This window comes from Halomonas sp. ML-15 (assembly GCF_014779595.1).
Classification (GTDB): Bacteria; Pseudomonadota; Gammaproteobacteria; order Pseudomonadales; family Halomonadaceae; genus Franzmannia.
This window is the reverse complement of sequence record NZ_JACXZT010000019.1, coordinates 1,836,410-1,851,606: the sequence shown is the minus strand read 5'-3', so window position 1 is coordinate 1,851,606 and position 15,197 is coordinate 1,836,410. Positions and strand designations below refer to the sequence as shown.

The 15,197-nt window shown below is 62.9% G+C and carries 10 protein-coding genes; 6 read left to right on the top strand and 4 right to left on the bottom strand.

All coding sequences use genetic code 11. From position 1 onward, the window contains the following. Positions 1–27: 27 nt before the first annotated feature. Together IEI94_RS20325 and IEI94_RS20320 are read right to left on the bottom strand one after the other, a co-directional pair. Positions 28–3,090 carry an efflux RND transporter permease subunit gene (locus tag IEI94_RS20325; protein WP_191169030.1) on the bottom strand — a complete coding sequence of 1,021 codons (3,063 nt, stop codon included), beginning with the start codon at positions 3,088–3,090 and terminating at the stop codon, positions 28–30. Positions 3,091–3,099: 9 nt separating this feature from the next. Further along, positions 3,100–4,152: an efflux RND transporter periplasmic adaptor subunit gene (locus tag IEI94_RS20320; RefSeq protein ID WP_191169029.1), complete on the bottom strand. Its 1,053-nt coding sequence runs from the start codon at positions 4,150–4,152 to the stop codon at positions 3,100–3,102. 402 nt (positions 4,153–4,554) lie between these two features. Between IEI94_RS20320 and IEI94_RS20315 the strand changes: the two genes are divergently transcribed. From IEI94_RS20315 to IEI94_RS20305, 3 genes are read left to right on the top strand one after another with little or no spacing between them, the layout of a single operon-like run. Next, positions 4,555–5,793: an efflux RND transporter periplasmic adaptor subunit gene (locus tag IEI94_RS20315; RefSeq protein ID WP_191169028.1), complete on the top strand. Its 1,239-nt coding sequence runs from the start codon at positions 4,555–4,557 to the stop codon at positions 5,791–5,793. Further along, on the top strand, positions 5,793–8,939 hold the full coding sequence (locus IEI94_RS20310) for an efflux RND transporter permease subunit (RefSeq protein ID WP_191169027.1): 3,147 nt from the start codon (positions 5,793–5,795) through the stop codon (positions 8,937–8,939). The genes IEI94_RS20315 and IEI94_RS20310 overlap by 1 nt, the downstream gene beginning before the upstream one ends. Next, positions 8,932–10,398 carry an efflux transporter outer membrane subunit gene (locus tag IEI94_RS20305; RefSeq protein ID WP_191169026.1) on the top strand — a complete coding sequence of 489 codons (1,467 nt, stop codon included), beginning with the start codon at positions 8,932–8,934 and terminating at the stop codon, positions 10,396–10,398. Before IEI94_RS20310 ends, IEI94_RS20305 begins: the two co-directional genes overlap by 8 nt. A gap of 74 nt (positions 10,399–10,472) precedes the next feature. Here IEI94_RS20305 and IEI94_RS20300 read toward each other — a convergent pair whose 3' ends face one another. Further along, entirely contained in the window at positions 10,473–11,084 is a 612-nt protein-coding gene (locus IEI94_RS20300; protein ID WP_191169025.1) for a TetR family transcriptional regulator, read from the bottom strand. A 164-nt stretch (positions 11,085–11,248) separates the two neighbouring features. Between IEI94_RS20300 and IEI94_RS20295 the strand changes: the two genes are divergently transcribed. Beyond that, positions 11,249–12,280, top strand: coding sequence for a succinylglutamate desuccinylase/aspartoacylase family protein (locus IEI94_RS20295; RefSeq protein WP_191169024.1), 1,032 nt, complete (start codon positions 11,249–11,251; stop codon positions 12,278–12,280). Positions 12,281–12,291: 11 nt separating this feature from the next. On the opposite strand, the gene dusA is transcribed toward IEI94_RS20295, so the two are convergent. After that, complete coding sequence (gene dusA / locus IEI94_RS20290) at positions 12,292–13,248, bottom strand: tRNA dihydrouridine(20/20a) synthase DusA (protein ID WP_412030918.1); 957 nt, start codon at positions 13,246–13,248, stop codon at positions 12,292–12,294. Positions 13,249–13,431: 183 nt separating this feature from the next. Here dusA and IEI94_RS22905 point away from each other — a divergent pair, with 183 nt between their 5' ends. Both IEI94_RS22905 and IEI94_RS20280 read left to right on the top strand, forming a co-directional pair. After that, on the top strand, positions 13,432–14,508 hold the full coding sequence (locus IEI94_RS22905) for a tyrosine-type recombinase/integrase (RefSeq protein WP_191169022.1): 1,077 nt from the start codon (positions 13,432–13,434) through the stop codon (positions 14,506–14,508). Further along, positions 14,495–15,187, top strand: coding sequence for a hypothetical protein (locus tag IEI94_RS20280; RefSeq protein ID WP_191169021.1), 693 nt, complete (start codon positions 14,495–14,497; stop codon positions 15,185–15,187). Before IEI94_RS22905 ends, IEI94_RS20280 begins: the two co-directional genes overlap by 14 nt. Positions 15,188–15,197: the final 10 nt, after the last annotated feature.

Here is a 15,197-nt window from a genome sequence, read left to right as displayed (position 1 = left end):
GCCCTCGTGTGGGGCCGGTCGGTGGTGTTACGGGTGGGGAGTCTCGGCCTGGGTTTCATCCTGGCCAATCCGGAACAGCAGCGCATAGAGCACCGGCACGGCGACCAGGGTGAGAATGGAGGCGAAGGCCAGGCCACCCATGATGGTCACCGCCATGCTGTTGAAGAAGGCGTCGGTGAGCAGCGGCAGCATGCCGAGGATTGTAGTGCTGGCGGCCAGGAATACCGGCCGCAGACGACTGACGCTGGCCTCGATCAAGGCGCTGAGGCGCGCCTTGCCCGAGGCGATCTGGTCGTCGATCTCGTCAACCAGCACGATGGCGTTCTTCATCAACATCCCCGACAGGCTGAGCATGCCGAGCAGGGCGGTGAAGGAGAACGGCAGTCCGGTCAGCAGCAGGCCGATGACTACCCCGCATACCGACATCGGAACCACCAGCCAGATGATCAGCGGCTGCCGGAGTTTGCCGAACAGCAGTATCGAGGTCAGCAGCATCACCAGCAGGCTGATGGGCAACTGGGTGGCCAGTGCCGCCTGGGCTTGGCTGGAGTCCTCGTGCTCGCCACCCCACTCCAATTGATAGCCGGGGGGAAGGGGGATGGCTTCGATGTCGTCACGAATGGTGGCCAGGGCGGCGTTGGCGGTGTAACCCTCGGCAGGGTCGGCTTCGGCGGTGAGGGCACGCACCCGGTTGTGGCGCATGATCAGCGCCTCTTCGCTGCGGGTTTCGAAGGCGTCGACGACCTGGGTGATGGGGATGAAGCGCTGTTCAGTACCGCTCCACACCATGCGGTCAGCAAGTGCCGCCACATCGTGACGCTCATCCTCTGGCGGACGGGCAACGATCGGAATGAGATTGTCCCCTTCGCGATAGGTGCCTGCGCGGATACCCGAGGAAGAGAACTGCAGGGTCTGGGCGATATCGTCACGATTGATGCCGGCGATGCGGGCGCGCTCTTCGTTGATCGCCGGCGCGACAACCAGCTCCTGCTCACGCCAGCTGTGACGCACGTCGATCAGTGCTGGCGCATCCCGCATGCGCCGCTGCGCCTCCTCGCTCAGTTCGCGCAGTACCTGCGGGTCATGGCCCTTGAACCGCGCCTCGATCTTGGCGCCGTCACCGGGGCCGAACTGCAGCCGCTGGGTGCGGACTTCGGCCTCTGGATAGGCGTCGCTCAGCTCACGGTAGATGGTGCGGTCGAGTTCGGGAATCTTGTCGAGGCTTTCGGCGCGAATGATGAACTGGGCATAGGCGGGGTTGGGTTGTTCCGGCGCGTAGGTCAGCATGAAGCGTGTTGCCCCCTGGCCGATGAAGCTCGAGACCGACTCGACACCTTCCTGAGCCTGCAGGTAGCGGTCGATCTCGATGGCATCGCGCTCAGTGGCTCGAATGTCGCTGCCCTGGGGCAGGCTGTAGTTGACATAGAAGAGTGGCGTATTCGAGTCGGGAAAGAACGACTGTGGAATGGCGCCAAAGGCCCACATGCAGGTGCCGGTGACGATCACCAGCGCCGAGATGGTCAGCGTTCGGGCGCGTAGCGCCAGCCCCAGGCATTTCCGGTACAGGCGGTAGACCTTGCCGCGGTAAGGGTCGCGCTCGCTGCTCTCGACGCGGTTCAGCAAGTAGTAGCCGAACAGCGGGGTGACGGTGATGGCAAGCAGCCAGCTGAGCAGCAGTGACACCAGAATCACCATGAACAGCGAGAACATGAACTCGCCGGTGACGTCATCCGACAGGCCGATGCCGGAGAAGGCCATGATGCCGATCACGGTGGCACCAAGCAGAGGCAGCTGGGTGCGCTTGGCGGCCTTGCTTGCGGCCTCCCTGGCCGATAACCCGCGCTTGATGTTGATCAGCATGCCCTCGGCGACGACGATGGCATTATCGACCAGCATGCCCATGGCGATGATCAGCGCACCCAGCGAGATGCGCTCCATCTCGAGCCCGAAGAGGCCCATGAACAGCAGGGTGCCGAGTACCGTCAGCAGTAGCGTGGAGCCGACCACCACGCCGACGCGCCAGCCCATGAACAGGCAGAGCACGCCGATCACGATGGCCACCGACATGGCGAGATTGATCAGGAAGTCGTTGATGGCATCGTCGACGACGCGGTGCTGTTCATAGATCGGTGACAGCTCCACGCCCAGCGGGATGCGCTCCTCCAGGCCATCGAGATGGGCCTCGACGGCGGCGCCCACCTCGATGATGTTCTCGGTCTCGATACCCGCCACCGCCAGCGTGAAGGCCTGCTCTCCGTTGTGACGTATCAGGTGGTTGGGCACTTCCGTGGGCTGGCGGTAGACGTTGGCGATGTCCACCAGCGAGATCTGTTCGGTCGTGCCTGGGCGCCCGACGCGAAGCGCCTCGATATTCTCCACGCTGTCCACCTGGGAACGGGCCACGATGCGCACATGGCGGTCATCGACGCGCAGTGAACCGGCATCTTCGACGCTGTTTTCGGTCTGGATGGTATTGACGAGCTGGTCGACGGGAATGCCTAGCGTCGTCAGGCGCTCGTTGGGGATATCGATATAGAGGGTTTCGTCGCGCACGCCGGCGGTCGTCACCCGCGCCACGCCCGGCACGGTGAGCAGCTCGCGCTGCAAGAAACGCGCGATATCGCTGATCTCATGCTCGTTGTAGCCGTCGGCGGTGACGGCATAGAACAGGCCATAGACCTCGCCGAAGTCGTCATTGACCTGCGATGCCGAGGCGCCATCCGGCAGCTGGCCCTGGGCGTCATTGACCTTGCGCCGCAGTTCGTCCCAGATCTGCGGCAGCTCGTGGCCGCGATAGGTGGACTTGACCTCGACCTCGATCTCGGAGCGCCCGGGCATCGAGGTCGACTCGATGACATCGATCTGCTGCATCTCCTGGATCGCACGCTCGAGTCGCTCGGTGACCTCCTCCTCGACCTCTTGGGCGGTAGCACCGGCGTATTGGGTGGTGATGATGGCGTTGGGAATGGTGAACGAGGGATCCTCGAGCTTGCCCACGCTATTGAAGCCCCACAAGCCGCCCAGCAGACAGACGGTGACGATCAGCCAGGTATAGAGGGGCCTGTCGATGGCGTATCTAGCGATATCCATATCGCGCTCCTAGAGTGCGTCTTGCATGGGTCTGACACGCATGCCATCGCGCAGCGCATGCACCCCGGCGGCGACGATGGTGTCACCGGCATCGAGTCCCGACAGCACGGCGATGCGGCTGCCCTGAATCTCGCCGACCACCACCGGCTGCGGGTGTACCGTGCCGTCCTCTTCGGCGTAGCGCCAGACCCGGAAGTCGCCGGCGTTGTCCTTGGCAACAGCGCTGACGGGAATGCTCACGCCGGGCAGTTCGACGACCTCCCGCGGCGTCACGCTGACGCTGGCGGTCATCCCCGGCAGAGCGATCACGGCGTCCTGGTCCTGGAAGGCCAGCGATACCTCGTAGGTCTGAGCGACCTCATCGGGCTCGGTGACGTGCTCGCGATAGACCAGCGGCAGTCGCTGGCCGGGCATCGATACCAGCTGCGCGTCGATGTCGAAGCGCTCCGGCTCGTCGATATAGCGGATCAGCCCTTCGGGGATATTGATTCTGACCCGGAGTTCGCCGATATCCTGCACCCGCACGATCTCCGTGTTGGGCTGCACATTGGTGTGGTTATCGACCATGCGGCGGGTAATCAGGGCGTCGAAGGGCGCTTCGATCACGCTGTAGGAGAGCTCCTGGCGGGCGTTGTCGAGCTGCACCTCGGTCAACGCATACTGTGTCTCGGCTTCCTCGAAGACCGAGCGCGACACGGCATTTTGTTCGAGCAGGTTACGCTGGCGTGACAGCGTGCTGGTGGCCTGCCGATGCTCGGCTTCGGCGCGGCGTTCGGCCAGTTGATAGTCGGTGGGGTCGAGCCGGGCAATCATCTCACCCTGGGGAATCACGGTGCCGGGCGTGGCCGGAAGTTCACTCAACTGACCGCCGACCCGAAAGGACAAGTCGACCGTCTGGCGAGCATCCACTCGGCCCACGAAGCGCCGACTGAGCGGCTGCTGTGCCGAGGTGGCGTCGACCAGCTTGACGACCCGAGCGCTATCGGCGGGCGTGTCCTGTTCTCCGCCGCAGCCGGACAAGCCCAGCGTGACGATCAGCATGAGTCTGCAGGCGGATCTCATCACTACCTCCTTGTAGATGCCATGGTCGAGCGTAAGCGCCAATATGGCAGTGTTAATTCAAACGTTTGTACCGTCGGGAGTTCCGCATCCCCCCGGCAGAGAGCCAGGGCAGCGGGGATCAGGTGTGTTGCATCGATTCAAAACATTCGTGATTGTATGTTAGCGTCGGCCAAGTTTCCAGCTATGCTGTGCTGCATTGCATCAATGCGCAGGTCAGACAGCGCTGGATCGACGCTTGACCTCAACATTGGTTGAGGTATTAGCCTTGCCCGCGTTGCGCTGTCCACGTTTCTCGAGTGGGCGCAAGACTTCCATACATACATGAATGTAACTATAATGCGCACCTTTCCAGGTGACTCGAGGGATGGAGTCGCTGACACGTTTCACACTTGGAGGCACCTCATGCAACCGGCATTCCGAGCGGGCGCAACCCCGATGCGAATCCTGCTATTGGCAGGCCTGATGAGCGTTGGCCTGACCGCCTGCGGTCAGAATGGTGAGGATGAGGGGCCTCCAGGTGGAGGAGCAGACGGCCAGCCGCCGACCACGGTGTCGGTGGTAAGCGTCGAGCCGCGCGATATCGAGGTGGTACAGGAGTATGCCGGGCGCGCTCGCGGGTCGCGTGCCGTTGAGGTGCGGGCCCGGGTCGAGGGTATTCTCGAGGAGCGTCTGTACACCGAAGGGCAGGTAGTCGACGAGGGGGATGCGCTGTTTCGCATTGACCCGGAGCCTTACCAGATCGCCCTGCGCCGCGCCGAGGCCGAGCGTGCCAATGCCCAGGCCGATCTCAATCAGGCGCGCCGTGAGTGGCAGCGGATCTCGTCGCTGTTCGAGCAGAATGCTGTCAGCGAGCGCGAGCGGGATACCGCGCTGTCGGGGCGCGAGCTGGCTGAGGCGCGCTATGCGCTGGCGGAAGCCGGCGTCGCTGATGCCGAGCTCAACCTCGACTATACCGAGGTTACCGCGCCGCTGGCCGGGGTGACCGGCCTCGAAAGCTTCCCCGAAGGCAGTCTTATCGAGCGCGGCACCCTGCTGACCAGTGTGACGCAGCAGGATCCGATTCATGTGCGCTTCTCGCTGCCGGAGAATGACGCTGCCCTGCAGCGCACCGCGCGCCGGGCGATGGCCGCCAACGGCGATGAGTCGCCGCGTCAGGCGACACTGATACTGCCTGACGGCAGCGACTACGGTGAGACTGGCCAGGTCGACTTCACTGACAGCACCATCGATCCGCGTACCGGCAGCGTCTCGGCGCGGGCGGTGTTCTCCAACGCCGATGGTGAGGTGGTTCCCGGTCAATTCGTACGCGTGAGAGTGGTGGTGCAGACCCTCGAAGATGCCTTCCTGATTCCGCCCCAGGCGGTGGGGCAGGGCAGCGAGGGGCCGCAGGTGTTCGTGGTCGACGACGAGGATAAGGCGCGTTCGCGCACCGTGCAGCTGGGGGCGGTGCAGCAGGGTCAACAGATCGTCATCGACGGCCTCGAGGCCGGTGACCGCGTGGTGGTCAACGGCCAGGTTGCCTTGCGGGACGGCATGGATGTGTCGGCGTCTGAGGTCGAAGACGACGAGGAAGCCGCTGAAGAAGCCGAGCAATCGGCATTCGACGCCGAACAGCAAGTCCCCGATGACGAGGAGGCGTGATGCTAAGGTTCTTCATTGACCGGCCGATCTTCGCCTCGGTCATCTCCATCGTCATCGTGCTGGCCGGCCTTGCCGCACTGCGCGCGCTGCCGGTGGAGCAGTATCCTGATGTAGTACCGCCGCAGATCGTGGTGCAGGCAAACTATCCCGGTGCCAGCGCCGAGGTGCTGGCCGAATCGGTGGCGGCGCCGCTGGAGCAGGAGATCAACGGCGTCGATGACATGATCTACATGGAATCGAGTGCCACTGACGCCGGCAGCCTGCAGATTACCGTCTCCTTCGAGATGGGCACCGACCCTGACCAGGCGGCGATCAACGTCAACAACCGCGTGCAGGCCGGCCTGGCGCGAGTGCCGCAGCAGGTCCGCGACCAGGGCGTGAGGGTCGAGGCGCGCTCGACCAATATCCTGATGGTACCGGTGATGTACTCGCCGGATGGTAGCCAGGACCCGCTGTTCATCTCCAACTATGCGCTGCTCAACGTGCTCGATGAGCTGGTGCGGATTCCTGGGGTCGGTGATGCCTCGCTGTTCGGCGCCCAGGACTACTCGATGCGGGTGTGGCTCTCCCCGGACAAGCTGTCGCAGTTCGATCTCACCCCGTCTGACGTGGCCGCGGCGATTCGCGAACAGAATGCCCAGTTTGCCGCCGGCCAGCTGGGCGCCGAGCCTTCGGTGGATGACCAGGCGTTTACCTTCACGGTGACCACCCGCGGTCAGCTCTCCGACCCGGAAGAGTTCGAGAACATCATCCTGCGCGCCGACGAGGATGGCGGCAGCCTGCGCCTGGGCGATGTGGCCCGCGCTGAGCTGGGCTCTCAAAACTACGCTTTTACCGCCACCTACAACGGCCAGAACGCCGTACCCATGGGCATCTACCTGCAGCCTGGCGCCAATGCCCTGGAGACCGCCGACGCGGTGCGCGATGCGCTGGACGAGATATCCGAGAGGTTCCCGGAAGGGGTCGAATACACGATTCCCTACGACACTACCGAGTTCGTCGAGATATCGATCCAGGAGGTGTTCATCACCCTGCTGATCGCGGTGGCGCTGGTAGTCGTGGTGACCTTCCTATTCCTGCAGCATCTGCGCGCCACGCTGATTCCGGTGGCGGCGATTCCGGTGTCGCTGATCGGTACCTTCGCCGGCATGCTGGCGCTGGGCTTCTCGGTCAATCTGCTGACCCTGTTCGGGTTGGTGCTGTCGATCGGCATCGTGGTCGATAATGCCATTATCGTGCTCGAGAACGTCGACCGCCTGATGCGCGAGAAGGGCCTGCAGGCGCGCGAAGCGTCGATCCAGACCATGCAGCAAGTATCCGGGGCGGTGCTCTCCTCGACCCTGGTGCTGGTCGCGGTATTCGCGCCGGTGACCTTCCTTGGCGGCCTGACCGGCGAGCTCTACCGTCAGTTCGCCGTCACCATCGCCATCTCGGTGGTGGTCTCCGGGGTGGTGGCCCTGACCCTGACTCCGGCGATGTGTGCGCTGCTGCTGGATGGTCAGAAGCACAAGGTGGCCAAGCCCTTCCAGCTCTTCAACCGCGGCTTCGACAAGTTCACCAGCGGCTTTGCCTGGTTGGTCAACAAGCTGCTGCGCCATGCGCTGATCGGCTGCGTGCTGTTCATCGGGGTGCTGGCCGCGACGCTGTTCTCGATGAGCCGCATGGCCCCCGGCCTGGTGCCCCAGGAGGACCAGGGCGTGGCACTGGTGGTCTACCAGCTGCCGGCGGTATCCGCGCTGTCGCGTACCGAAAGTGTGCGTGACCGGGTCTCGGCGATGCTCACGGACATGGACGAGGTCGATCAGTTCACCAGCTTCGCCGGTTTTGACATCATCGCCGGTTCGCTGCGTAGCAATACCGGGGTCGGCTTCGCCAACCTCGCCGATTGGAGCGAGCGTACCGGTGAAGGCCAGGACGCGGCTTCACTGGCGGGTCGGATCATGGGCATGGGGGCGGGCATCCCCGATGCCAACGTGCTGGCCTTTACGCCCCCGCCGATCCAGGGCCTGTCGTTGACCGGCGGCGTCGAGGGCTATCTTGAGGTGCGCGGTGACAGCACTCCGGACGAGATCGCCGAGCTGGCTCAGCGGCTGGCCGCTGCCGCCAATGAGCGCCCTGAGCTGGTCAATGCGCGGACTACCCTGGATACCAACATTCCGCGTTTCAACGCCGAGGTCGATCGCGAAAAGGCGCGCGCCATGGGCGTGCCGATCAATCAGATCTTCGAGACCATGCAGAGCACCTTCGGCTCGCTGTACGTCAACGACTTCACCCTGGCCGGGCGCAACTGGCAGGTGAATCTGCAGTCGGAAGCGGAGTTCCGCGGTCAGCCGGAGGATCTCAACAAGGTGTTCGTGCGCTCCGACAGTGGCGAGATGCTGCCACTGTCGACGCTGGTAACGCTGGAGCGCCAGCCGGGGCCGGACATCATCAACCGCTTTAACGTCAACAGCGCGGCCAAATTCCTCGCCGACGCCGCGCCGGGCTATACCACCGGTCAGGCCAAGGAGGCTATGGATGCGGTGGCCGCCGAGGTGCTCACCGACGGTGACAGCTCGCTGGGCTGGACCGGCGAGGCTTATCAGCTCGATGCCGCGGCGGGGGCTGGCGGCTTGGCCTTCGGCCTGGGGCTGGTGATGGTATTCCTGATCCTGGCTGCCCAGTATGAGCGCTGGACGCTGCCGCTGGCGGTGGCCTCGGCGGTGCCGTTCGGGGTGCTGGGCGCCTCGCTGGCGGCGATGCTGCGCGGCTTCCCCAATGACATCTATTTCCAGGTGGGGCTGCTGGTACTGATCGGTCTGGCGGCCAAGAACGCCATCCTGATCGTCGAGTTTGCGGCGCAGAACCGTCGCGCCGGAATGTCCTCCTTCGATGCCGCCCTGTCTGCCGCCAGGCAGCGTTTCCGGGCCATCATCATGACCGCGCTGACCTTTATCATCGGCACCCTGCCGCTGGTGTTTGCCAGCGGTGCGGGGGCAGCCAGTCGTCAGGAGATCGGTACCGTGGTGGTAGGGGGCATGATCTTCGCCAGTACACTGGCGCTGCTGTTCGTGCCACTCTTCTATAAATTGATGGATGATCTGGGCTCGCGTGGCCGTGAGCGTCGTGCCCAGCGTCTCGAGCAGGGAGAGCAGAAGCATGTCTGATCCCAATCTCGCGTCAACCCGGTGCATCACGCGCCTGGCGGTGCCGCTGGTCTTCGCCGCCGTGCTGGCTGGCTGCGCCGTGGGGCCCGACTATCGGGCCCCGGACATCGCCCTGCCCGACGAGTGGCCTGAACATGTGCTGCTGGCCGAGGAGGAGCGCAGTGAGTGGCGTCACTGGTGGCGCCAGTTCGAGGACCCGCGGCTCGACGCGCTGGTCGAACGGGCCGCCGCCGAGAACCTGGATATTCGCCTGCAGCTGGCGCGGATTCAGGAGGCGCGGGCGCAGCTGGGCCTGTCACGGGCCGAGCAGTTGCCTTCGGTGGGTGCTCAGGCCGAGGCCTCCCGCGACCGCACGCCGGCGACCGCCTCACCATTGGGCGTCGAGTCCACCGCCAATACCTTCTCTGTGGCTGGCCAACTGAGCTACGAGATCGACCTGTGGGGGCGCCTTGCGCGCGAGCGTGAGGCCTCCGAGGCGCTGCTCGAGGAGAGCGTGTTTGCCCACGATGCGGTGCGCCTCAATGTGATCACCGATGTGGTGGCGACCTACTTCGACCTCAAGAGCGCCGAGCAGCAGCGGCGGATTACCGAGAGCACCCTGGAGTCACGGGAGGAGACCTTCCGTCTCGAGCAGATTCGCTTCGACTCCGGTGAAACCGATGAGCTGGCGCTGCGCCAGGCACAGTCGGAGCTCGAGACCACTCGCGCCCAGCTACCGGCACAGGTGCAGCGTGTGCGTTCTCTGGAAGGCGCACTAGCGGCGCTGGTGGGGCTCTCGCCGGCGGAGCTGTTCGATGAGCTCGACTTCGGTGACACTCGCCTCGACGATATCGCGTTGCCCACCGGTGTCCCCAGCATGCTGCCGTCGACTCTGCTCGAGCGGCGACCGGACATCCGCTCCGCCGAGGCTGGGTTGGTCGCCGCCAGTGCCGGCATCGGCATCGCCGAGGCCAGCCGACTGCCGAGCCTCAATCTCAGCGGGCTGCTCGGCACCGCTGCCGGCGACGCCAGTGATCTGTTCACCTCTGCAGCCCAGACTTGGGGGCTGGGGGCCACGGTAATGGGGCCGATCTTCGATTTCGGCCGTTCCCGCTCGCGTGTCGACACTGCTGAAGCGCTGGCCGAGCAGGCCGAGGCGCAGTATCTGGCGACCGTGAATCTGGCCTTCAACGAAGTGCGCGATGCCCTGGTCAGCTACGAGACCAGCGGCGACCGGGTCGAGGCGACCCGCGAGCAGGTCGAGGCGATCCGTCGCACCCAGGAGCTCGCTGAGGTGCGCTATCGCGAGGGCTTTGTCGGCTTTATCGAGGTGCTCGATGCTCAGCGCGCGCTGCTCTCCGCCGAGCTGGCGCTGGCCGAGGCGGTGCGCGACCGACTGACCGCGACCGCCACGCTATTCAAGGCGCTGGGCGGTGGCTGGGAGAGCGATCTTCCCGGTGAGCAGCCTGCCGACGTGTAATGTGCCGGCTAACGTAGCAGCGGAATGCAGCGGGCCGCCCCTTGGGGCGGCCCGCTGCTATGTATGGAGGAGGGTTAGCGTCGCATCATGTGCAGCAGGGTTCCCAATAGTTCCTCGCCGCGCTCGCGGATCGAGTAGCGCTCAGGGTCACGCAGCCAGTCGTGGAAAAGGCCGCCGAGGGTTGCCTGGAGCATGCGTGCGGCCGTCTCGGGAGAGAGGTCGTCGCGCAGCTGACCGAGTTCATGGGCGCGCTGCAGCTGTGCGCAGAACTCCTGGTAGCACTCCTGGGCTAGCCGGTTCTGCATCTCCAGCGGATTGATATCGCTGAAGAACTCGCAGCGGTGCAGAAGAATTGAGTGAACACGGTGACTGCGTGGCTGTTCGAGCCGCGTGAAACCGTTGTTGAGGGCGAGGCGCAGTGCATCGAGAGGTTCGTCGAGGAGGTGGGGGTTGTGCAGGGTATCGACGAGCTCTTCGAATGGCATGCGCACGCGCTCTATCAGGGCCATGAAGAGGTCGGCCTTGTTCTTGAAGTGCCAATAGAGGGCGCCGCGGGTCATCCCGGCGTGGCGGGCGATCTGCTCGAGCGAAGTGCGCGCCACGCCGTGTTCAAAGAAGACATCCTCGGCGGCATCCAGGAGGGCTTCACGGGTGGCTTCTGCTTCGGCTTTGGTTCGTCTGGCCATGTAGCGGCGTTCTCGCAACGGTTACGTTCGTGAAACGATTATACCCCAATGCCAGCTTACTTACATTCATGACTGTATACTTATGGTCCACCTCAACATAATTCGCCAAGCGCCACCCAGCACGGTATAACAGGCCGCATCGTTTCCCCGCACAGGATAGTGGTATGGCTCGCGCGCCCTTTGAGATTGCCGGTACCCACGTGGCGCCCGGTGACCGGCTACAGATCGACGTGCCGGTGGCCCGGCTGTATACCCATGCGCCACTGCATATTCCTGTCGAGGTGGTGCATGGCCGCCAGGCCGGACCGGTGCTGCTGGTGTGTGGGGGCATTCACGGTGACGAGATCAACGGCGTCGAGATCGTGCGCCGTCTGCTGCGCTCCAAGCAGCTGCGGCGATTGCGCGGTACGCTAATTGCCGCGCCGATCGTCAACGTGTTCGGCTTCGTTCAGCACACCCGCTACCTTCCCGACCGTCGTGACCTCAACCGCTGCTTTCCGGGTAGCGAGTCGGGCTCGCTGGGCGGCCGGGTGGCGGCGCTGTTCCGCGAGCAGATCGTCGATCACGCCACCCATATCATCGACCTGCATACCGGGGCGATTCATCGCACCAACCTGCCGCAGATCCGTGCTCAGCTGAAGACTCACCCCGAGACCGAGGCCATGGCCGAGGCGTTTGGCGCGCCGGTAATTCTCAATGCCGAGCTGCGCGAGGGTAGCCTGCGCCACTATGCTCAGAACCGTGGGGTACCGGTGCTGACCTACGAGGCCGGTGAAGCGCTTCGCTTCGACGAGTGGGCCATCGCCCCAGGGGTGCGCGGTGTGCTGCGGGTGATGCGGCGCATCGGCATGCTGACGGGCGAGCATCGCCGGCGCACGCCGGCGCCTGCTGAGGTGGCCAACGGCTCGGGCTGGGCGCGGGCGCCGATCGACGGAATCCTGCGGCCGCGAGTGCGGCTGGGCGCGCGGGTGGCCAAGGGCGAGGTGCTGGGCCTGGTGGCGGATCCGTTCGGCAATGCCGAAGATGAAGTGCTGGCACCGGCTGATGGCATCGTGATCGGCATGAGCAACCTGCCGCTGGCCAACGAGGGAGAGGCGCTGTTCCACGTCGCGCGTTTCGACGCTATCGAAGAGGCCGAGAACGCGGTGGAGTCGTTCCAGTCCGACTATGACCCCCAGCCGTTACCGGCCAAGTAAACGCCTTGGGCTCAGGCGCTGAGCGCGGTGGGTTCCGGTACCAGGCTCAGGGCGTCATCGAACACCCGCAGGCAGGCGCCGTCGAGGTGGCCGTGCTCGGAGAGATGGCGACGGAAGCGGCGGCCCCCCGGCTGGCCCTGGAACAGCCCCAGCAGATGCCGGGTGACGTGGTTGAGCTTGGCGCCTTGCGCCAGGCGCCGGGCGATATAGGGGCGGAACGCCCGGGCCGCCGCATGGCGGCTGCTTGCGGGGCCCGGCTCGCCGTATAGCGCCTCGTCCACGCCGGCCAGCAGCCAAGGATTCTGGTACGCCTCGCGGCCGACCATGACACTATCCACCCGCGTCAGGTGCTCGCGGCATGCCTCCAGGGTCTTGATTCCACCGTTGATGCCGATATGCAGCTCGGGGTGCTGCTGCTTGAGGCGCTCTACCCGCGGGTAGTTGAGTGGCGGCACATCGCGGTTCTCCTTGGGCGAGAGACCCTGCAGCCACGCCTTGCGCGCGTGGACGATAAACACCTCGCAGCCGGCATCCGCCACCGTGGCAATAAAGCGCGCCAGATCGGCGTCCTCGTCCTGGTTGTCGATGCCGATCCGGCACTTGACCGTGACCGGAATCGAGACCGCCGCCTGCATCGCCTTGATCGCCGCCGCCACTGTGTGCGGGTGCCCCATCAGGCAGGCACCGATCATATTGTTCTGCACACGGTCGCTGGGGCAGCCGACGTTGAGATTGACCTCGTCATAGCCCCACGCCTCGGCCATCGCCGCGCACTCGGCCAGCTCGCCGGCGTCGCTGCCGCCCAGCTGCAGCGCCAGCGGGTGCTCCACCTCGTTATAGCCGAGAAAGCGCTCACGCGGGCTGCCGTGGATCAGCGCCCCGGTGGTGACCATCTCGGTGTAGAGCAGCGCACGACGCGTCAGCGTCCGCGCAAAGGCGCGGTAGTCGCGGGTCGTCCAATCCATCATAGGCGCGACGGAGAATGTCCTGTCCAGCGCAGGGCGCGTGATGTCAGTATCCATGCGGGTTGTGGCGTTTGGCTTGTCAGTCATAGCTGTTCATATTTACAGTAGTTTTGCGTAGTATTACACCATGCGTTGGTACTTTTTTGGTACCCGGCGCGACTTCAATTTGGTACCAGGAGAGGACTGGTGGCAACGATCCGCAAGCGTAGAAAGAAGGACGGCAGTTTCTCATACATTGCGCAGGTGCGCATGACCAGGGGAGGACACCGCCACGCGGAGTCGCGTGCCTTTCCGAAGAAAGCGATGGCCGAGGAGTGGGCCAAGCGCCGCGAGCTTGAGCTGATGCAGCCCGGCGGTATTCTGACAGCCAAGTGGCGTGATGTGTCCCTGCAAGATGCCTTCGAACGCTACCTTCATGAGTTCGCCCAAAACGCTGGACGCAGCAAGCGTGCGACGATCGAGCAGTTGAAGCGCTTCCCGATCGCCAGGGTGCAGATCACCGAGCTGACCAGTCAGCAGATCGTTGAGCATGGTTTGATGCGCAGCAACAGCGGGATCAAGCCGGCTACCATCAACCAGGACATCGTGTGGTTGGGCATCATTCTGAAGACGGCCGTGGCAGCTTGGAAAATGCCGGTGAACCTCAGTGAGTTCGAGGCGGCTAAGCTATTGCTGCGCTCGAAGGGCTTGATCGGTAAATCGAAGTCGCGAAATCGGCGGCCGACGCAGGCGGAGATCGAGCGGCTGCGTGCCTACTTCCAGCGCTCCCAGCGCATCCGGCCGAGCGCAATCATCCCCATGGAAGACATCATGGACTTCGCTATTGTCTCCTCGAGACGCCAAGAGGAGATTACCCGGCTGCTGTGGTCCGACCTCGACGAGCAGGCCTCGACCTGCTGGGTGCGAGATGCCAAGCACCCAAGGCAGAAGTGGGGCAACCACAAGCGCTTTAAGCTCACGGCTGATGCGATGGTCATCATCCAGCGACAGCCCAGGGCAAAAGGGGAAGACAGGATTTTCCCTTATAATGCTTCGTCGATCGGCACCAGGTGGCGGGCGGCCACGGCCGCCAGCGGCATCGACGATCTGCGCTTTCACGATCTGCGCCATGAAGCGACCTCGCGATTGTTTGAGGCTGGGTACGAGATTGTTGAGGTCCAGCAGTTCACTCTGCATGAAAGTTGGGATATGTTGAAACGCTATACACACTTAAAACCAGAAGCATTGAAACTTAAAGGGAACCATAATCATGAATGCACATGATATGTTAATCTCTCTAGCTCCTGTGTTGTCGGGTCTGGTGACAGGTGCCGTAGCTCTATTAGTACTTTGGAGGACAAATCTCTCAAATGAACGGAGAACTGAGAGACAGATTATTCATGATGATCGGGTAAGAAGTAGAGATCTAAAGAGTACGATTTATGCTCAAGCCCTAGAAGCAATAGACGAGTGTTTTGGATTGTTAACTAATTTACATAAAGAACATAGTCTCGAGGGAAGTGGTCCTGACGATTTTTGCCAGAAAAAAATGATTTGCTTGGCTAGGATTCCCTTGGTTGCAGATGAGGAAATACACCTGGTAGCTACTAGTGTTCGAAAAGAATTAATAATGTGCGGATTTAATATTTATAATTATGCCGTTCCAATCCATGAAATGTATGATGAAATTAATGAAATTAAAAAAGATTTTGATAGGAATAGATCTGATCTGGCAGAGATAAGAAATGCACGAAATTTATCTGGTGCTACCGGTGTTGTGGACTGGCGTGTAAATATTAGGGAAGATGAATTGTTAAACAGGTTGAAAGTCGTGAGGGAGCGGCAAGAAAAATATGTAAAGGAGTACCTTGAGAAAATAGATGAAATGCTTGTCGAGCCTATTAAAAAAAGAAATAACCTTGTGGCTCTTATGCGGAGTGATGTTGAGTTAGGTTATAAGTGAATGTATCCGG

Bases quoted from the DNA above. Each gene is read 5' to 3' on its own strand.
- IEI94_RS20325 (WP_191169030.1), bottom strand. From the start codon at position 3,090: ATGGATATCGCTAGATACGCCATCGACAGGCCCCTCTATACCTGGCTG.
- IEI94_RS20320 (WP_191169029.1), bottom strand. From the start codon at position 4,152: ATGAGATCCGCCTGCAGACTCATGCTGATCGTCACGCTGGGCTTGTCC.
- IEI94_RS20315 (WP_191169028.1), top strand. From the start codon at position 4,555: ATGCAACCGGCATTCCGAGCGGGCGCAACCCCGATGCGAATCCTGCTA.
- IEI94_RS20310 (WP_191169027.1), top strand. From the start codon at position 5,793: ATGCTAAGGTTCTTCATTGACCGGCCGATCTTCGCCTCGGTCATCTCC.
- IEI94_RS20305 (WP_191169026.1), top strand. From the start codon at position 8,932: ATGTCTGATCCCAATCTCGCGTCAACCCGGTGCATCACGCGCCTGGCG.
- IEI94_RS20300 (WP_191169025.1), bottom strand. From the start codon at position 11,084: ATGGCCAGACGAACCAAAGCCGAAGCAGAAGCCACCCGTGAAGCCCTC.
- IEI94_RS20295 (WP_191169024.1), top strand. From the start codon at position 11,249: ATGGCTCGCGCGCCCTTTGAGATTGCCGGTACCCACGTGGCGCCCGGT.
- dusA (WP_412030918.1), bottom strand. From the start codon at position 13,248: ATGATGGATTGGACGACCCGCGACTACCGCGCCTTTGCGCGGACGCTG.
- IEI94_RS20280 (WP_191169021.1), top strand. From the start codon at position 14,495: ATGAATGCACATGATATGTTAATCTCTCTAGCTCCTGTGTTGTCGGGT.